The following is a 17,646-nucleotide window of genomic DNA, read 5'->3' as shown; positions in this document are numbered from 1 at the left end:
ACTGACCCGATCTCTGAAAAAGTGTTGTACACTTCGCGCCACCGAGCAGACCGGCAGAGGAGCCCTTCATGACCGTCATTAAGCAGGACGATCTTATTCAGAGCGTCGCAGACGCCTTGCAGTTTATTTCCTACTATCACCCGAAAGACTTCATTCAGGCCGTGCATCAGGCCTACGAGCGCGAAGAATCCCAGGCCGCCAAAGATGCCATGGCCCAGATTCTGATCAACAGCCGGATGTGTGCCGAGGGGCATCGCCCCATCTGCCAGGACACCGGCATCGTGACCGTATTTCTGAAGATCGGGATGGATGTTCGCTGGGATGCCGCCACCATGGGCGTCGAAGACATGGTCAACGAAGGCGTTCGTCGTGCGTATCTGCACCCCGACAACGTATTGCGGGCCTCCGTGCTGGCCGACCCGGACGGCAAGCGCACCAACACCAAAGACAACACCCCGGCCGTGATACACACCCAAGTGGTGCCCGGCAATACCGTCGATGTTCAGGTAGCGGCCAAAGGCGGCGGCAGCGAAGCCAAGTCCAAATTTGCCATGTTGAACCCCTCGGATTCGATCGTCGACTGGGTACTGAAAGTGGTGCCCGAGATGGGCGCTGGCTGGTGCCCGCCGGGCATGCTTGGCATCGGCATTGGCGGAACCGCCGAAAAAGCCATGTTGATGGCCAAGGAATCCCTGATGGAACCGATCAACATTCAGGAACTGCAGCAACGGGGAGCCAGCAACCGGGGCGAGGAACTGCGGCTTGAGTTGTTCGAAAAAGTGAACAAACTGGGCATCGGCGCCCAGGGCCTCGGTGGCCTGACGACGGTACTGGATATCAAAGTCATGGACGCACCGACCCATGCCGCGAACAAACCCGTCGCCATCATCCCCAACTGCGCGGCTACTCGTCATACCCACTTCGTTCTGGATGGTTCCGGCATTGCCAAGCTCGAAGAGCCCAAACTGGAAGACTGGCCCGATATCGTCTGGGATGCCGGCCCCAAGGCGCGCCGTGTCGACCTGAACACCCTAACCAAAGCTGACATGCTCGACTGGAAACCTGGCGAAACCCTGCTGCTCAACGGCAAGATGTACACCGGTCGCGATGCCGCTCACAAGCGCATGGTCGATATGATCAGCAAGGGCGAGCCCCTGCCCGTCGATTTCACCAACAAGATGATCTATTACGTTGGCCCGGTTGACCCCATGGGTGATGAAGCGGTGGGCCCAGCCGGCCCGACCACAGCCACCCGGATGGATAAGTTCACCGACACCGTCCTGGAGCACACGGGTCTGATCGGCATGGTGGGTAAGGCAGAGCGTGGCCCGGTAGCGATTGAATCCATTGCCCGCCACAAGGCAACCTACTTGATGGCCGTGGGCGGAGCAGCCTACCTGGTATCCAAGGCCATTCGCGAGGCCAAAGTCGTCGCCTTTGAAGACTTGGGTATGGAAGCCATTTACGAGTTTGATGTGGTGGATATGCCGGTAACCGTTGCCGTTGATACCCAAGGCAGCTCGGTACACCAGACAGGACCCAAAGAATGGGCGGCCAAGATTCTGGCAAAAGAAGTCAGCTAACGGGCAGTAAGAGTCAATCAAACCCGCTTCGGCGGGTTTTTTTTGGCCTGAAAACGACGTTTCAAAAATAGCAGACAAAAAAAAGGCCCGAATCAAACGATTCGGGCCATCAAAGCCAGGTAGCCTAAACTACCTGATGGTTTCGAGAGGGATTACTCGAAATCAACGTCTGAGTTGGCAGGAGCCGAAGTCTCGGACGCGTCCCACTGGCTTTCCCAGGCAGCGTCAACGATCAGGTTATCGCCAGCTTCAACGTTGTCACCGCCCAACACAAAGGTGAAGGTCAGAGTACGTCCGCCATTGCTGACTACCAGAGAGTGAGTATCGTCAGTTACGTTGATGTCTGCCGTGCCACCACTGGTATCAGTAAATGTGAACCGACCTTCGAACTCATTCTGAGCAATGGTGCCGTCGTTGTTACCGTCCCAGGAAGACAGGTCGATTGGGTGGGTACCTGTGAACTGAACCGAGATGGTGTCAGAGTTCAGCGTTGTACCGTTGTCGACACCGGTTACACGGAACAAACCAGTTTCATCAATCGCTGCGAAATCTGGCTGATGGAAGAAGAACTCGTTGTCATCGGCAGCGTTACCGATCGAGAAATCGTTCCAGCTGTTGCCCAGCACATCTTCAACATCGCTGAAGTTCAGACGAGCGTGGCGGTACAGATCCGACGGGAAAGACCCTTCAGTTGCATCGGTTTCATCATACTGTGCCAGTGTGAAAGTCGCGGTGCGGTTCAGGTCTTCGCCCCAGGCGCTTGGCAAAACACGCAGGGTAGACTGATCAGCCTGTGCATTGAAAGCGTTAACCGTGTCCAGATCCATGGTGATGGTCTGACCACCCAGAACGATCTGTGTGGTGGTATCGATGGCAACAGCTTCGTTGAAGTTGATGACCAGTTCGTTACCTACATAGCTGGCGCTCTCTACCATCGGCGGCAGTGCATCACCAACGACAACCTTGGCATTGCTTGAACCAGCATTTCCGGCCGCATCCTGGATGGAAGCCTCGAAGTCAATGATGGAGCCGTGATCGGTGTTACCGAACGTCACCACATCGTCGATGTCGAACTGGACCAGATCGGCCGTTGTTGATTCGCCATCGTCTTCAATGTTGACGTTGCTGTTGGCAACAAAGTTGCTCAGGCCAGCGTTCAGCGTATCAACAACCGGGTCCGTTCCAGTCAGTTCAACATTTTCAGACATTGCTACACCAATAGTGCGAGTGCGTGCGCCCGGCTCTCCGGTATTTGGATCTTGGACATCTAACATCCATGCTGAGTAGGCTACTGCATCGTAGATACCAGGAGTAGAGCCAGGGATGTTGGCAGCGTCGAAGTCCAGCTCGTCGATGAAGTATTCACCACGGTCGTTGCTGTCGGCGATGTTGTTAACCAGGTTCAGGTCAAACAGGGGCTTCAGTGTCAGCAGACCTTCAACGCCCAGTTCTTCGGTACCGTCGCTGGTGCCATCAACCACGCTCAACATGCGCGGAGTGATGTTCAGGAACGGGATGCCCGGATCAACAAGAGGCGTAGATGACTGCTCGCCACCATTACCGTATTGCAGGCTGGTCACCGAGCCGTTGTTGTTGTCTGCATTAACGCCATACGCATTTTGCAGCACGGTGGTTGGCGCGACATTGTCTTTCAACGTTACCGATGCTGTCTGGCCACTGTAGCCGAACTGATCGTATGGCGTGATAGTGATCATATCTTCAGGTTCTACGCCCTGAACAACCAGGTAAATTGGTTCGCCTTCTACGACATCGGATACGAAACGGTTGGCAACGCCACCGTCGAATGTCGCGCCGACCAGACGCTTGTTAACCAGACCGTTGAATTTGGACAGGCCATTACTGCCGATAACGTCCATTTCATAGTAGTCGGCAACCGTTGCTTCAAACTCAATGCCAGCGGCATTGGCTTCAACACTGGTGTCATCAATGTAACCCACGGTCGCTGCAATGGCACTGGCCAGATCTTCCATACGCTCTGACGCGTCGGCGACATTACTGGAATCGTTGTCGTCAGCAGTGTTCAGTTGTTGAATACCGACACGTTCGTCGTCAACATCCAGGAAGGCACTGTTTTTCTCTTGAAGTTGCAGCAAAGAACCAAAACCGTAATCGTCCTTATTTTGCTGGCTATCAGTGTCATTCAGGTCAACAGCTTCGGCATTTTGGTTTGCTTCAATGTAGGCTTTCAGCTTGATGCGGACATAGTTGCTGCCAACACTGGTTGTCAGGCCTTCATCAAAACCAACAGGGGAGGGAATCAGCGACTCGGTCTCGACATCATACTTGGAAGTGCCAACGGAGTTTGATGGCATGGCGGTATCGCGGAAATCATCGCGCAGCAACAACACGTCAATTTCATTGCCAGCGACCAAAGCTGAATCCAGAGTTACCGTCAGCACTTTGCCGTTCAGGCTGGCGCTGTGCGGCAGGTAGGCACCACCGTCAACGTCACGTACCAGCAGAGAGTTACCTGCCACATCGATGTTAGCCATGGTTTCGCTGAATTCGATGGTGAACTGAGTAGTAACGTCATCGTTCAACATACCGCGACCCGCAGTCTGATCGACAACTTCGGCAACGGCTTTCACCCAGGGTGCAATTTCATCGTCACTTTGTACTTCAGTGGCTTCTACGTTACCCAGCTCGTAGGGCGTGTACTCATCTGAAGTATCCGCTTGAGCAGTGACGGTATAGCCTTCAGCTGCAAGCTTCAGAATGGCGTCAGCAGGGACGTTAGTGAATTCAAAAGCACCGCTGGCCGTAGTAGTGGTGGTAACAGACTCAATGCCGTAGCTGGTTACAACGCCATCCTGTTGTTGCTCCTGGTCGACGCCAGAGGCGGTAGAAACCATATCCAGTGCCAGGTTAACCTGAGCCAGCGCTTCGCCGCTGTCGGCGCTGCGCAGAACGCCTTTAACGGTTGCCATTTTCTCAGGCAATACCGCGGTTCCAGCTGAGGCATTGAAGCCATCGATGAAGGTGGTTACCGGGTTGGTGACTTCGCTGGTGTCTGCATTGGCTTCAGAGCCATTGAAGAGTTGCGCTTGCGGCTTAACAGTAACGCTCGCTTTCAGGTACTGGGCTGGCGGAACAATGGTCAGTGCCAGTGCCTGGGCGTAGGAATCGTTGTCGTTGCGAACTGTCTGGCTGACGGCCACATCGCTGAAATAGTATTGGCCACCGGCGTTGGTTACAACGGACTGGTTGCCAAGGTAGACGGTTGCGCCTTCGATTGGCATACCGTTAGTGTCAGTCACCAGGCCAGTAATGGAACCACGCGGGTTGTTGACGCTGACGTACTGTGAAGATTCGTTGCTGGTGGAGCTGTTGCTGCTGTTGGAATCATCTTCACCACAGCCAACCAGAACCAGAGTACCTGCTGCGACCGCAGCAACCAGTGACTTTTTAATCCAAATGCCTTCAGACATTTCCTTCTCCTATGACTTTTCAGGTGTCGTACTGCATTCCTTCACGCAGTACGAATTCAGCGCGATACGCTATCGAGAGTCTCAGACAGAAAGGGAAATAGAGGATCGCTGCGCCCGCAGGCGTAGGATTTAAAATAGATCAAAGACGCATCGTCCTTGTCTTTCCCTGTCTGTAGCTGTTCCCTTCGCAACCCATGCGGAGCTGATCAGGACTCCGGAGGTTGGATCGTGCTACTGAACTTCATGTTCAGTGTGCCGCGACGACATGCTCGCATTCGGCGCGTGTATGAAACGGTTTCGGGCCACCCAAGTCAATCGGTGATATTTGCCAATATTTTTTTTTGTGATTGACTCGTCATACCAAAAAATTGTCGGCAATGTCTTACATACGAACAGGCAACCAATGTGCACCAAGTGGCTTTTCCTGGCGCCTAAAAAAAGTCTTAAAAACGCCAGATAACCTGAAAATCAGCGGGTAATTCACCAATTAATTGAGCTAGAAAGTCATTCCATGCTGAACAATAAATAGACAGCCCTGTGGCTAATTAATAATCAACGTGACTTTCTACTTTAGCGATACCTGCTCCTTTTCCTGTAAGGAGCGGCTACGCGAATAGCGCCTGAACTGGGTCGGCGACATTCCGGTTCGGCCACGAAACCAGTGACTGAAATTGAAGGCATCGGCATAGCCAACCCGCTGAGCAATTTGACTGACTTGCCAGTTACTGCTCGCCAGAAGTTCACCGGCGCGCTGCAACCGGAGATCCGCCAGGCGCGACATGGGCCCCTGACCATACAGTTTCTTGCACACCCGGTTGAGGTGCGGTACCGAGCAATGTACCCGCTCGGCCAATCTCGCCTGAGACCAGGGATGATGCAACTGGTCTTCGAGCTGGGCATACAATTGACGTATCGTCATTTCAAGCCGGCTATAGCCCGATTCTCTGAGCAACACGTCGGTCAGTATTTCACTGATCAGTCCGACCATGCGGCGCCGGCGCGGTGTCTTAATCTGGTGATAAAGTGCGTCCATCATCGGGGAAATAGCCCAAACCTGATCATGTTGAAACACATCAGCCGGCTGACCGCGCAAGGCAGACCAGACCTCGGAGTCGTCCAGCAGTAGCCAGGCCATTCGCCATTCCTGTTCTGCGGCACCCAGTTCAAACAGGAAAGGTTGATGGGCAGGCAGCAGGGTAACGCTGCCAGGGGTAATGACCTCTGATCGACCCGGCAAAAGAACCTGCCCGCCACCTCCGAGTGTAAACAGCAGGGTATGTATGTCGGGATCTTTTCGTCCGACGTGATAACGCCCACGCAGCCAACTGACCCCACCCATGTGCATGTCATGATCTCTAAGCTCAGGAATCTCCTCAGTAATCAGAAAGCGCTCCCGGCATTCTGGGCCAAGAATCAGAATGTCCTGAAAGTCTTCATGATCCATATTCACAGGTAGTTGATTCATCTGCACATAGCTCTTGAGGTTACCTGACCCTAGAATATAGCCCATTACAAGCCTATTCCATCGATTCCTGAACAACCACCTACGCTATTAAGCAGCCGCCACTCGATCGGAACATTCTTTTTCACAGTATTAACCTGACTGCACTTGTTCGAGTGCACATGGAGAATCGATGAGCTACCGGGCATTCTGGCAACAGGTTTTTGCACTGGCTTTACCAGTCGCGTTTCAGTCAGCCCTGGTATCCGCGCTGGCCATGGCTGACGTGTTGATGGTCGGGCATCTGGGCAGCGAGGCGGTAGCGGCCGTCGGCCTGGCGGCCAAGCTGAATTTCGTACTGATTCTGATCATGGCCGCGCTGGGGACTGGGTGCAGCATTCTCTGTGCCCAGTATTTTGGCGCCGGTCGCCATGAAAAAGTCCGGCAAACGCTGGCGCTGTCGCAGTGTGTCGGCGCCCTGATCATGCTGCCCTTTACCCTTTTGGTGATTCTAAACGCTGAGTTTCTGGTGCGCCTGGGAACACAGGACCCTGCGGTTATCCAACTGGGCACTCCCTACATGGCTTTGCTCGGCCTGACCTTATTCACAACCCAGGGCATCATCGTTTATGAATCAGCAATGCGCGCCATTGGCCGCACCGGCTGGCCGCTGAAGTACGCGATCGTAGCCATCGTGCTGAACATCGTTATGAATTACTGGTTTATTAACGGTGGGCTGGGCGTGCCTGCCCTGGGTGTCACAGGCGCGGCGGTTGCGACAGTACTGGCGCGCGTATTTCAGATCGGCTGGATGACCGTTGACGTTCAACGCACCCGAACCCTGCATCTGTCGGTCAGTGCCTTTACTGGTCTGCGCCACTCTACCCTGCCCAGACGGTTTTTCACGCTGACCTGGCCGCTGGTATTGAATTTTACCCTCTGGTCAGTAGGTTCGCTGGGGTACACCCTGATCGCCGGTCGTATGGGCACTGTACCGCTGGCGGTGATGAGCCTGCTGGCACCCATTGAAGGCATGTATCACTCGCTGTTCTTTGGCCTGGTTAACGCCTGCGGCATCATGATTGGTCAGCGTCTCGGGCGCGGCCAGTTCGACGAAGCACACTGGCTGGCCAATCGCTTTATGTGGATGGCACCGCTGGGCTCACTGATGGTGGGTATATTGCTGCTGATCGGCTCTCCGGTTCTACTGGCAACACTGGCCACCCAGGACGGCGAAACCCTTCGCCAGACACAATGGGCCATGGTCATCATGTGCCTGGGCTTCTGGATCAAGGTGTTCAACATGACCGCCATTCAGGGCATTCTGCGCGCCGGCGGCGACAGCAAGTTTTGCCTGGGTATGGATATGGTGGCGCTTTGGCTGATTGGCCTGCCATTAACCTGGATAGCGGCCTTTATCTGGGAGCTGCCCTTTATCTGGGTATACGCTCTGGTGTTGAGCGAAGAGGTCGTCAAAGCGGCGGGCGTCTACTGGCGTGTGCGCCGCCGCCACTGGCTGGCCAATCTGGCCGATGAGCCGGACACCCAGACAGCTCCGGCCTGACCGTTCAGCAGGGCTACAACGCCGCCCGGATCTTTTCAGCCAGCGACTTAAGATGCTCCATATCCGCTTCTTTGGTGGCGTGAGGCTGGCGCAGGTCGGCGATGGAGCCCGGGATAACATGGCAGTGAACATGAGGAACGGTTTGACCCGCTCCCTTGCCATTCAACTGAAACAACACCACGCCCTGAGCCTCGAGCCCTGCCTTAACCGCAGCAGCGACTTTTTTGGTCGTTTGAATCCAGTGTGCTGCCGCCTCATCGGACAAGTCCATCAAGGTCTCGGCGGGCTCTTTTGGAATCACCAGGGTATGGCCATCGGTCTGTGGCATGATATCCATAAACGCCAGGGTGTAGTCGTCTTCATAGACCTTGATGCAGGGAATTTCGTCGCGCAGCATTTTGGCGAAGATGTTGTTCGGATCGTAGGCCATAACACACTCCTGTAGTCAGTCTGGTGGTTTAAAAACCTGACCGATTGGTTTACTGTTCATGATCTAATCTTAGCGAACTTCACAGTCAAGCTAAACCACTGCCATACTATTGGATCACGGCGGTGCCCAACCCTCCCTTTTTCAGACGGCCGGAATGCCTTTATGACCCTCTACAACCTCGGTTCCATTAATATTGATCATCTGTACCAGGTCGACCACTTTGTCCGCCCCGGAGAAACCCTGGGTTCAACCGATTACCAGACCGTACTGGGTGGCAAGGGTGCCAATCAGTCCATTGCGCTAGCTCGCGCCGGCGCCGACGTACGGCACATTGGCGCGTTGGGTCAGCAGGATGACTGGGCCCTGACACAGCTGCAGGAGGCCGGGGTCAATACCGACCAGGTCGTACTGCTGCCCCAGGCCAGTGGCCATGCCATCATTCAGCTGACCAAAGCCGCAGAGAACGCCATCATCCTGTACCCCGGTGCCAACCACCGGCTGACAGAAGCGCAACTGGCGCAGGCGCTGGCTAACGGCCAACGCGGCGACTGGTTGCTGATGCAGAATGAAACCAATGGCCTCGAAGCAGCAATAACCCAAGCGCGCCAACAGGGGCTGACCATTGCCTTCAATCCGGCCCCTATGGATGTAGATCGGGTCAGGCCACTGCTTGGCCAGATCGACTGGCTGATCGTCAATGAAGTTGAAGCGATGGACCTGACCGAAACCCAGACCGTTGCCGATGCAGAACAGGCACTGGTGAACACCTACCCGCAATTGCATACCCTGCTGACGCTCGGCAAAGCGGGTGTGGTGTATTTGCACCAGACTCACAGAGACAGCGTTGCCGCACACTCTGTCGAGGCTCTCGATACTACGGCCGCCGGTGACACCTTTATTGGTTATGCCTTGTCGGCGCTTGCTGCAGGCAATAGCCCGGCACAGGCCATGGCGCTGGGGTCGACCGCTGCCGCGATCTGCGTCACCCGCCTTGGGGCATCCTCTTCCATCCCCACGCTGGAAGAAACCCAGGCCTTTATGAGCAAGACAGCACACCAACCCACAGACGGAGACCCGGCATGACGCACAAAATCATCATCGACACAGACCCGGGCATCGACGATGCCATGGCCATCCTGTTCGCCTTTGGTGCTGCAGACATCGAGGTACTGGGTCTGACCACGGTATTCGGCAATGTCAGTGCCGAACGTGCCACCCTGAATGCACTGACATTGAGCCAGTGGGCGGGCAGACCCGTTCCGGTCGCCAAGGGGGCCAACACACCGCTGATGATGGAACCGCGCAAACATGCCGACTATGTGCACGGCCAGGACGGCTTCGGCAACATAGGCTGGCCAGAAGCAGCCTGCGAACGTGATGTGCGCAGTGCCCCACATTTTATTGTCGACACCGTCAATGCAAACCCGGGCGAAGTGACCCTGGTTGCACTGGGACCGCTGACTAATCTGGCGCTGGCGCTGGAACTGGACCCGGACATTGCCAGTAAAGTAAAAGAAGTGGTGTTAATGGGGGGCGCGGTGCACGAAACCGGTAACGTCAGTCCGGTGGCTGAAGCCAACCTGATCAACGACCCACACGCTGGCGACGCCGTTTTTGGAGCCGACTGGCCAGTCACCATGATAGGCCTGGATGTGACGCATCAGGTTCTGCTCAAATCGGGGGTGCTGGAACGCATCGAAGCGGCGAATCCGGAACAGGGCGGGTTTTTGAACAAGGCGGCACAACATTATTTCGGCTTTTACCGTGAAGCCATGGGCATCGATGGCTGTTATTTCCACGACGCCGCTACCATCGCCTACGTGCTGGACCCCTCTCTGTTTGGCTGTCGCCATGGTGCCATTCGTGTGGCGACCGATGGTCTGGCTATCGGCCAGACGATGATGGCCCCCGAAGGACGTAGCTTTCCAACGGAAGGCTGGGAAAACAGACCGTTGGTGAAGGTGGCCGTTGAAGTCGACGACGTTCGGGTACTTTCATTATTTGAACGCACACTGTCGGCGCAATAAGAATACCGGGGGCGTTATTGCCCCCAACCTAACGCCTGTTAAGCCTGGCTCACACCAAACAACTCTACCCGCTCGTTTAGATCGCGACTCAATTGATCAACGGCATCACACAGCGCTTCGCTACGAGCTGCCTCGTCGAGTGTTAGCTCGCTGCTTTGTGCCACCGATGCCGCCCGATCCGAGACCTGAACCCCCAACTGATGCTGAGTGTCTGCCGCTGAACCAATCGACCGACTCATCTGTTCGACCTGCTCGATGGCGCTGACCATCAATGACAATTGCTCGCGAGCATGGCGTGCACTGTCCACGGCCTGCTGACCCTTGCCCTGACTAGCCTTCATAAATTCAACGGCCCGCTCCGACCCGGACTGAACGCGTTCAACAACCCCCTGAATGCTGGCCGTGCTCTGCTGAGTACGTGATGCCAGTGACCGTACCTCGTCGGCGACTACCGCAAAACCGCGACCATGCTCTCCCGCTCTGGCCGCTTCAATGGCCGCATTCAATGCCAGCAGATTGGTTTGCTCGGCAATGTTGTTGATGACGTCGAGAATGGCATCAATCTGTTCAATGTCGGTCGCCAGAGCCGTGACCAGTTCAGTGCCATGCACCATGTCACCTGCCAGTTGCTCAAACCGGGCGATCGACTCGGCAACGGTTGCCGAAGTGTGCTGCCCGGTGAGTTTCGCTGCCTCAGCCTGACTAACTGACCGGGCTGCCTGAGAGGATACGTCTTCAACCGACAGCAACAAGGTCTGGATAGTGTCAGTCAGCTGATGCATCTGCTCCAGTTGTTGTTTGCAGCTGGCGCGTGTGGTGTGTGCCGACTGATTCAGGGCCTGGCTGCGCTCACCCAGTGATACACCGGTGTTCCGAATTTCAATGACAAGATGCTCTATCTTGCCGATGAAATCATTGAAGTACCCCGCCAGTGTGCCGAGTTCATCGCTGCGTTGTACATCCAGCCTTCGCGTCAGGTCGCCATCCCCCTGTGCGATATCGATTACGCGCCCAGTGATCTGTTGCACGGGCCGAATCACCAGTACCCGGGTCATCCACAGCAACCCGCCGCAGCTGACAACCACCACCAACAGGGCCGCCAACATGGCGCTTCGAACCTGGTCGCTGATGCGCTGTGCTCTGGCCTGGCTCGCTACAATGATCTCCTCCACCCGGCGTTGAATGGTTTCAACGCTCTCTCCAAAACCGGAAACACTCGCTTCCACTTCCCTGACGGTCGCCAGAGCGCTCGACTGCAATTGCAAAAAATCATCATGGCGGTCCAGCAATTCAGGTTGCACTATGTGATTGATCACCAGGTCATCAAAGCCTTCATTGAGGGATTCAAAATCCTCCCGGGTAAAGGGGTCACCTTCCATTCGAATAACAATATCAAAGGTGGCTTCCACATTTTGAATGGTGTCTTCTATCAACATGCGTTGCCGTTCCAGCAAGCCGATATCCGACGTCGCCAGATAACTGATGATCTCAAGCTCCAGCGACAACAACATCTGTTCCACCCGTTGCGCTTCGATGACGGCCGGGTAATCATTGGGCGTCATGTTGATCAGTTGAATGAGGTCGGACAACGCCTCGCTCAGCCCGGCTACTTCATCGCGAAATGCCGCCAGCCCATACTCCCTTTGCAGTCGGGTTTGCAAAACCTGACGCTGCAGCTGAACGATCAATGCCACCGATTCATCCAGTTGACGCCGGGAGGCGCGCAACGGCTCGATCACAGTACCGGCTTCAGGGAACAATGACTGCAACTGATCCGTCACGTCAGCAAAACGCCCTGACAAACCGGTTAACTCCTGCTCATAGCGGTCAATCTCCTCCAGGGTCCTGGCAGACAGCAAGGTTGTCGACAATGCCGAGGTTCTCAGGTAATTGGTTCTGAGCGTTTCCAGTTGTTCATTACCGAGCCTGATGTCGACGACCAAGCGCTGATAATCAGTTTGCGACTGGCTCATGCCCAATTGCACATAGCCAAATACACCGGAAATAACGAGCGCCACCAGAAGAATCAACGCACTGAGGCGTACGCCAATTCCACTTAGCAGCCTGGGCCATGACTTAGTGTTCATATCCCTACCTCCCCACGCTCAACGAGCGCGCCCGGCATTCCAGGCTTCCAGTAAATCGTCGTATCGGATCGTCTGCCCTGGGGGTTTTTCGTTGGCCAGTACCGCCTTCGGTGCACCCGGTTGAGATAGCCAGTAGTCAGCGCCTTCCGCATCGGCAAGTCGCTCTATGTGCGGTCGACAAACATCGGTCTGCACCGTGCGCTGCATCGTCGACATCACCCGGTCTTGCTCGGTGGCTAGCTGATCCAGTGCTTCTTGTGGGGTTTTGATGCCAGATACGGCGTCAGCAATGTTGGGCCACCAGCGCTCGGATAACCTTGGATAATCCGGGACGTTGTTGCCGGTCGGAGTCCAGAACGCCCGGGCCGGGCTGCGATAAAATTCCACCAGACCACCAAGCCTGGGGGCCATTTCAGTCATCGCCCCGGAAGCCAGGTCTGAATCACGAATCGGGGTCAATCCGGTCAGGGTCTTTTTCAGGGAGACGGTTTTCGAGACAGTAAACTGAGCGTACAGCCAGGCCGCTTGCTGCCGTTCAAGGCTCATGAAGCGAGGAATCGTCCAGGCACCCACATCCTGATAACCCAGCTTCATCCCCTCTTCCCAATAGGCGCCATGGGGCGACGGGGCCATGCGCCACTTGGGCGTACCGTCGGCGTGAGTAACCGGCAGACCGGGCTGCATCAAATCGTGGGTAAAGGTGGTGTACCAGAATATCTGCTGGGCAATGTTGCCATTGGCTGGCAATGAACCGGCCTGTTCAAAGGTCAGGTTCTGTGCTTCCGGAGGTGCGAATCGCTTTAGCCAGTCAACGTAAGTAGTCAGCGCGTAGACCGAGGCCGGGGCATTGGTGGCACCGCCGCGCGCTACGTGTGAGCCTACCGGACGGCAATCCTCCACCCGTATGCCCCACTCATCGACCGGCAATCCATTAGGCAGACCCGGGTCGCCGGCACCCGCCATGGAAAACCAGGCATCGGTAAAACGCCAACCAAGCGAGGGATCCCGTTTTCCGTAGTCTGAATGGCCATACACACGATGCCCGTCGAGTTGTCCGACGTCGTCGGTGAAAAACTCGGCTATGTCTTCATAGGCCGACCAGTTAACGGGCACACCAAGGTCATAGCCATACCGCTCGGCGAATCGGGCTTGCAAGTCGGGGCGTTCGAACCAGTCATAGCGGAACCAGTAAAGGTTGGCGAATTGCTGGGTCGGCAACTGATAGATTTCCCCATCGGCGCCGCGCACGAAATCGAGGCCAATAAAGTCTTCGATATCCAGTGTCGGCAGGGTCACTGCCTCCCCTTCATTGGCCATAAAATCACTGAGTGACAGAATTTTTCCGGATCTGAAATGCGTGCCAATCGAATCGGAATCGTTGGCGAACAAATCAAACTCATTGGTACCGGATAACATTTGCAACCAAAGCTGGTGTATAACCTGATCTTCACGGGCGATGACATGATTAACCGTTATACCGGTGATCTCTGAAAACGCGCGGGCCAAAACCTCCGATTCATACTCATGCATCGCAATGCCTTCACTCAATACGTTGATGGTCATGCCCTGCAGTGGTTCGGCTGCAGATCTGAACCAGTCAAGTTCGGTTCTCTGCTGCTCCCGGGTCAGGGTGGAGGGGGTGAATTCCTGGTCTATCCAGTTATCCAGAACATCGGCCAGGGTTATCTGGCAGGCACAGCACGTCATCAGGACGGCCGCCCGAAAAAAGGAATGGGAATTGAACATGGGAATAACCTTCACTGTGTACCCGCCGGCCTTGTATTGCTGGCACGGCGATGCAGTTTTTTATTGTTCGGTATGTGCTTAGGTTAAGGCTCCCTGAGACTTGCGCTTCCATCGTACCTTCGACCGACACCGGGCTTCTGGTGTTATCGAAAAAGGGGCTGGAAACCAGCCCAAGGACTCAGCACTCGTGGGTACAAACGAGGCGGGGTTTCAGGCAGAAACCCCAGGCCGGGTGAATAGTCCGGCCGCCTCATTTGCATTAACTCTCGTGTCTAGTTGATCTGTCTGACAATGTTAAAATAAGGGTTTGCTCATACAGCGAGCAAACCCCGAGCCATTACATCGTACCGGCAGCCATCCACTCAGCCATCATTTCATCATATGGCTGGGTACGGCCTTGCGGCTTTTCGTTGTCCAGGCGGGGCTTGGGTGCACCCGGCTGATCGAGCCAGTACTGGGCATCACGCTCTTCATTGAGGATTGGAGCATACTGCTCAAACACATTGGCACGGGCCAGACGACTCATGGTGTTATCGATTGCACCGGCCAGGTTATCCAGTGCTTCCTGAGCAGAAATTTCACCACTAACGGCCGGTGCCAGGTTCTGCCACCACAGCGGAGCAAGCCGCGGATAGTCAGGTACGTTGGTACCAGACGGTGTCCACATGCTCTCATTCGGGCTGCGATAGAATTCAACCAGACCGCCCAGCTTGGGAGCCAGCTCGGTCATTTCATCGGAATTAATATCAGAGCGACGAATGGGTGTCAGGCCGCGGATGGTTTTTTCCAGTGACACCGTTTTGGACACGGTGAACTGGGCAAACAACCAGGCAGCGGTGCGACGGTCTTCCGGCGTGGAATCAAAGAAGGTCCAGGCACCTACGTCCTGATAGCCGACTTTCATGCCTTCTTCCCAGTACGGACCGACTGGCGATGGAGCCATGCGCCACTTCGGCGTGCCGTCGTCTTCCGTTACCGGCAAAGACGGATCCGTCATGTCTGCCGTAAAGGCAGTGTACCAAAAAGCTTGCTGGGCGATATTGCCCTGCGCCGGTACCGGCCCTGCTTCACCAAAGGTCATGCCTTGTGCTTCTGGCGGCGCATAGTCACGCAACCAGTCAACCATTTTACGCAGCGCGTATTCAGACGCGGGCGAGTTGGTCGCACCACCGCGGGTAACACTGGCACCAACCGGGTTGCCTTCTGCATTCACACGAATGCCCCAGTCATCGACGGGGTTACCGAACGGCAGACCCGGGTCGCCCATGCCGGCCATGGAGAACCAGGAATCGTGGAAGCGCCAGCCCAATGACGGGTCACGACGACCATAATCCATGTGACCATAGACAGTTTGACCGTCGATTTCCCGACCGGTGAAGAACTCTGCAATGTCTTCATAGGCCGACCAGTTCAAGGGGACTCCCAGGTCGTAACCGTATTCATCGCGGAATGCCGCCTTCAGATCGTCGCGCTCGAACCAGTCGGCACGGAACCAGTAGAGGTTGGCAAACTGCTGGGTTGGCAACTGGTAAATTTTACCGTCCGGGCCAGTTGTATACTGAATGCCGATAAAGTCATCCAGGTCCAGACCAGGGTTGGTAAAATCGCTCCATTCATTCTCGATCGCATCTGAAATAGCGATGGTCTTGCCGTAGCGCAGGTGCGTACCGATTGCATCCGAGTCGTTGACGAAGCCATCGTAAATGCTTCGGTTGGACTGCATCTGCGTTTGCATGGTGTTGACAACGTCACCTTCGCCGATGATGTTGTGCGTGACTTCAATACCGGTAATTTCTGTAAAGGCTTCAGCCAACACGCTCGATTCATATTCGTGCGTTGTCAGCCCTTCTGCAACGGTACTGATTTCCATGCCCCGGAACGGTTCGGCGGCCTGAATAAACCACTCAAGTTCAGCAATCTGCTCTTCACGGCTGAGCGTAGAGCGCTGAAAGTTGTTATCAACCCAACGCTCGGCCGCCTGACGATACTGGTCTTCGGCCTGAGTGTGGGCAGCGATCAGGAAAGAACCTGACATAACTAGCGATAGGTACTTCATTTTTTTATTGTTCATGATGACCTCATTCTTGGTTCTCGAATTACATCCCTTTACTAACATCGTCCTTTCCTTTTGTTTCACATTGCTTCGGGTCAACCCCAGCGCATCAGTACGACTACCCAGACGACTGACAGAGCGGTTGCTACCAACACGTGAAATTCCGTAAACCCAATCATCCCCAGATGAAAGAAAGCGCTGGTCAGCAGACCAATAAACAATCGATCACCCCGGGTGGTACTGATGGGCAAAAAGCCTTTGCGTTCGATCGACGGCGAAAAATACTGCCACACCGTCATACCCGCCAGAATCACTGCTATTGCAGAAAAAAAGCCAGCTGTAGGTAAAGTCCAGACCATCCAGTTCATTGGAAGTCTCCTCAGGTACGGCCAAGAGCGAAGCCCTTGGCGACGTGGTTACGAACAAAGTAGATAACAAAAATGCCAGGCAAGATGGTCAGAACGCCGGCAGCCGACAACAGACCCCAGTCAATGCCAGACGCCCCGGCTGTACGTGTCATGATCGCCTGAATGGGCTGTGACTCCGTTGCCGTTAAGGTGCGTGCGAGCAACAGTTCTATCCAGGAGAACATGAACAGAAAGAAGGCGGTAACCCCAATGCCCGAGCGAATCAGTGGAATGTAGATCTTCAGGAAAAAGTTCCAGAACTTGTAGCCGTCGATGTAAGCCGTCTCATCAATTTCGATGGGTACGCCCGACATAAACCCTTCCAGAATCCAGACAGCCAAAGCCACGTTAAACAGACAGTGAGCCAGTGCTACGGCGATGTGCGTATCGAACAAGCCGATCGAGGAATACAGCTGGAAGAACGGCAAAGCGAACACCGCCGGTGGCGCCATCTTGTTGGTCAGCAGCCAGAAAAACAGATGTTTGTCACCGACAAACTTATAGCGACTGAACGCATAGGCCGCCGGCAGTGCTACCAACAAACTGATGGTCATGTTCATGGCCACGTAGGTCATGGAGTTGATGTAGCCGCTGTACCAGCTGGGGTCGGTCAGAATGCGCTGGTAGTTATCCAGCGTGAAATTATTGGGAAAGAATGACAGCGCACCCAGTATTTCCTGGTTGGTTTTAAACGACATGTTGACCAGCCAGTAGATCGGCAGGATCAGCAGTACCAAATAGATAGTCAGACCAATGCGTGACTTCATGGCAGAGTCTCCTTTGTACCGGGCACGAACATCGAATGAGGGGGCAGATTTCGACTTTGGCATCGAAGCGCCGTTTGTCGTGGTCATCGTCA

Annotated in this window: 12 protein-coding genes; 4 read left to right on the top strand and 8 right to left on the bottom strand. The window is 55.0% G+C overall.

The features are described 5' to 3' along the window. Positions 1-68: 68 nt before the first annotated feature. Positions 69-1,583, top strand: coding sequence for a fumarate hydratase (locus ACHUE7_RS13475; RefSeq protein ID WP_394170432.1), 1,515 nt, complete (start codon positions 69-71; stop codon positions 1,581-1,583). 152 nt (positions 1,584-1,735) lie between these two features. On the opposite strand, the gene ACHUE7_RS13470 is transcribed toward ACHUE7_RS13475, so the two are convergent. Then, positions 1,736-5,032 carry a hypothetical protein gene (locus ACHUE7_RS13470; protein WP_394170431.1) on the bottom strand — a complete coding sequence of 1,099 codons (3,297 nt, stop codon included), beginning with the start codon at positions 5,030-5,032 and terminating at the stop codon, positions 1,736-1,738. A gap of 565 nt (positions 5,033-5,597) precedes the next feature. Next, positions 5,598-6,497, bottom strand: a complete 900-nt coding sequence (locus ACHUE7_RS13465) for a helix-turn-helix transcriptional regulator (RefSeq protein WP_394170430.1) — start codon at positions 6,495-6,497, stop codon at positions 5,598-5,600. 169 nt (positions 6,498-6,666) lie between these two features. On the opposite strand from ACHUE7_RS13465, the gene ACHUE7_RS13460 reads away from it, so the two are divergent. After that, positions 6,667-8,037: an MATE family efflux transporter gene (locus ACHUE7_RS13460; RefSeq protein ID WP_394170429.1), complete on the top strand. Its 1,371-nt coding sequence runs from the start codon at positions 6,667-6,669 to the stop codon at positions 8,035-8,037. A gap of 13 nt (positions 8,038-8,050) precedes the next feature. Here the strand turns inward: ACHUE7_RS13460 and ACHUE7_RS13455 are convergent, their stop codons facing one another. Beyond that, positions 8,051-8,467, bottom strand: coding sequence for an HIT family protein (locus ACHUE7_RS13455; RefSeq protein ID WP_394170428.1), 417 nt, complete (start codon positions 8,465-8,467; stop codon positions 8,051-8,053). Between the two features lie 162 nt (positions 8,468-8,629). Here ACHUE7_RS13455 and ACHUE7_RS13450 point away from each other — a divergent pair, with 162 nt between their 5' ends. After that, positions 8,630-9,550, top strand: coding sequence for a ribokinase (locus ACHUE7_RS13450; RefSeq protein ID WP_394170427.1), 921 nt, complete (start codon positions 8,630-8,632; stop codon positions 9,548-9,550). Next, entirely contained in the window at positions 9,547-10,494 is a 948-nt protein-coding gene (locus ACHUE7_RS13445) for a nucleoside hydrolase (RefSeq protein ID WP_394170426.1), read from the top strand. Before ACHUE7_RS13450 ends, ACHUE7_RS13445 begins: the two co-directional genes overlap by 4 nt. A gap of 38 nt (positions 10,495-10,532) precedes the next feature. Here the strand turns inward: ACHUE7_RS13445 and ACHUE7_RS13440 are convergent, their stop codons facing one another. The 5 genes from ACHUE7_RS13440 to ACHUE7_RS13420 all read right to left on the bottom strand — a co-directional run bounded on the left by ACHUE7_RS13440 (position 10,533) and on the right by ACHUE7_RS13420 (position 17,554). Beyond that, on the bottom strand, positions 10,533-12,581 hold the full coding sequence (locus ACHUE7_RS13440; RefSeq protein ID WP_394170425.1) for a methyl-accepting chemotaxis protein: 2,049 nt from the start codon (positions 12,579-12,581) through the stop codon (positions 10,533-10,535). An 18-nt stretch (positions 12,582-12,599) separates the two neighbouring features. Further along, positions 12,600-14,288: an ABC transporter substrate-binding protein gene (locus ACHUE7_RS13435; protein ID WP_394170599.1), complete on the bottom strand. Its 1,689-nt coding sequence runs from the start codon at positions 14,286-14,288 to the stop codon at positions 12,600-12,602. Positions 14,289-14,664: 376 nt separating this feature from the next. Further along, positions 14,665-16,398, bottom strand: a complete 1,734-nt coding sequence (locus ACHUE7_RS13430; RefSeq protein WP_394170424.1) for an ABC transporter substrate-binding protein — start codon at positions 16,396-16,398, stop codon at positions 14,665-14,667. A gap of 77 nt (positions 16,399-16,475) precedes the next feature. Beyond that, entirely contained in the window at positions 16,476-16,748 is a 273-nt protein-coding gene (locus ACHUE7_RS13425) for a DUF2160 domain-containing protein (RefSeq protein ID WP_127555745.1), read from the bottom strand. Positions 16,749-16,759: 11 nt separating this feature from the next. Continuing rightward, positions 16,760-17,554, bottom strand: a complete 795-nt coding sequence (locus ACHUE7_RS13420; protein WP_127555746.1) for a carbohydrate ABC transporter permease — start codon at positions 17,552-17,554, stop codon at positions 16,760-16,762. Positions 17,555-17,646: the final 92 nt, after the last annotated feature.

The organism is Saccharospirillum alexandrii, assembly GCF_043641555.1.
In the GTDB taxonomy this organism is placed as follows: domain Bacteria; phylum Pseudomonadota; class Gammaproteobacteria; order Pseudomonadales; family Natronospirillaceae; genus Saccharospirillum; species Saccharospirillum alexandrii_A.
This window is presented reverse-complemented; position numbering and strand designations above follow the sequence as displayed.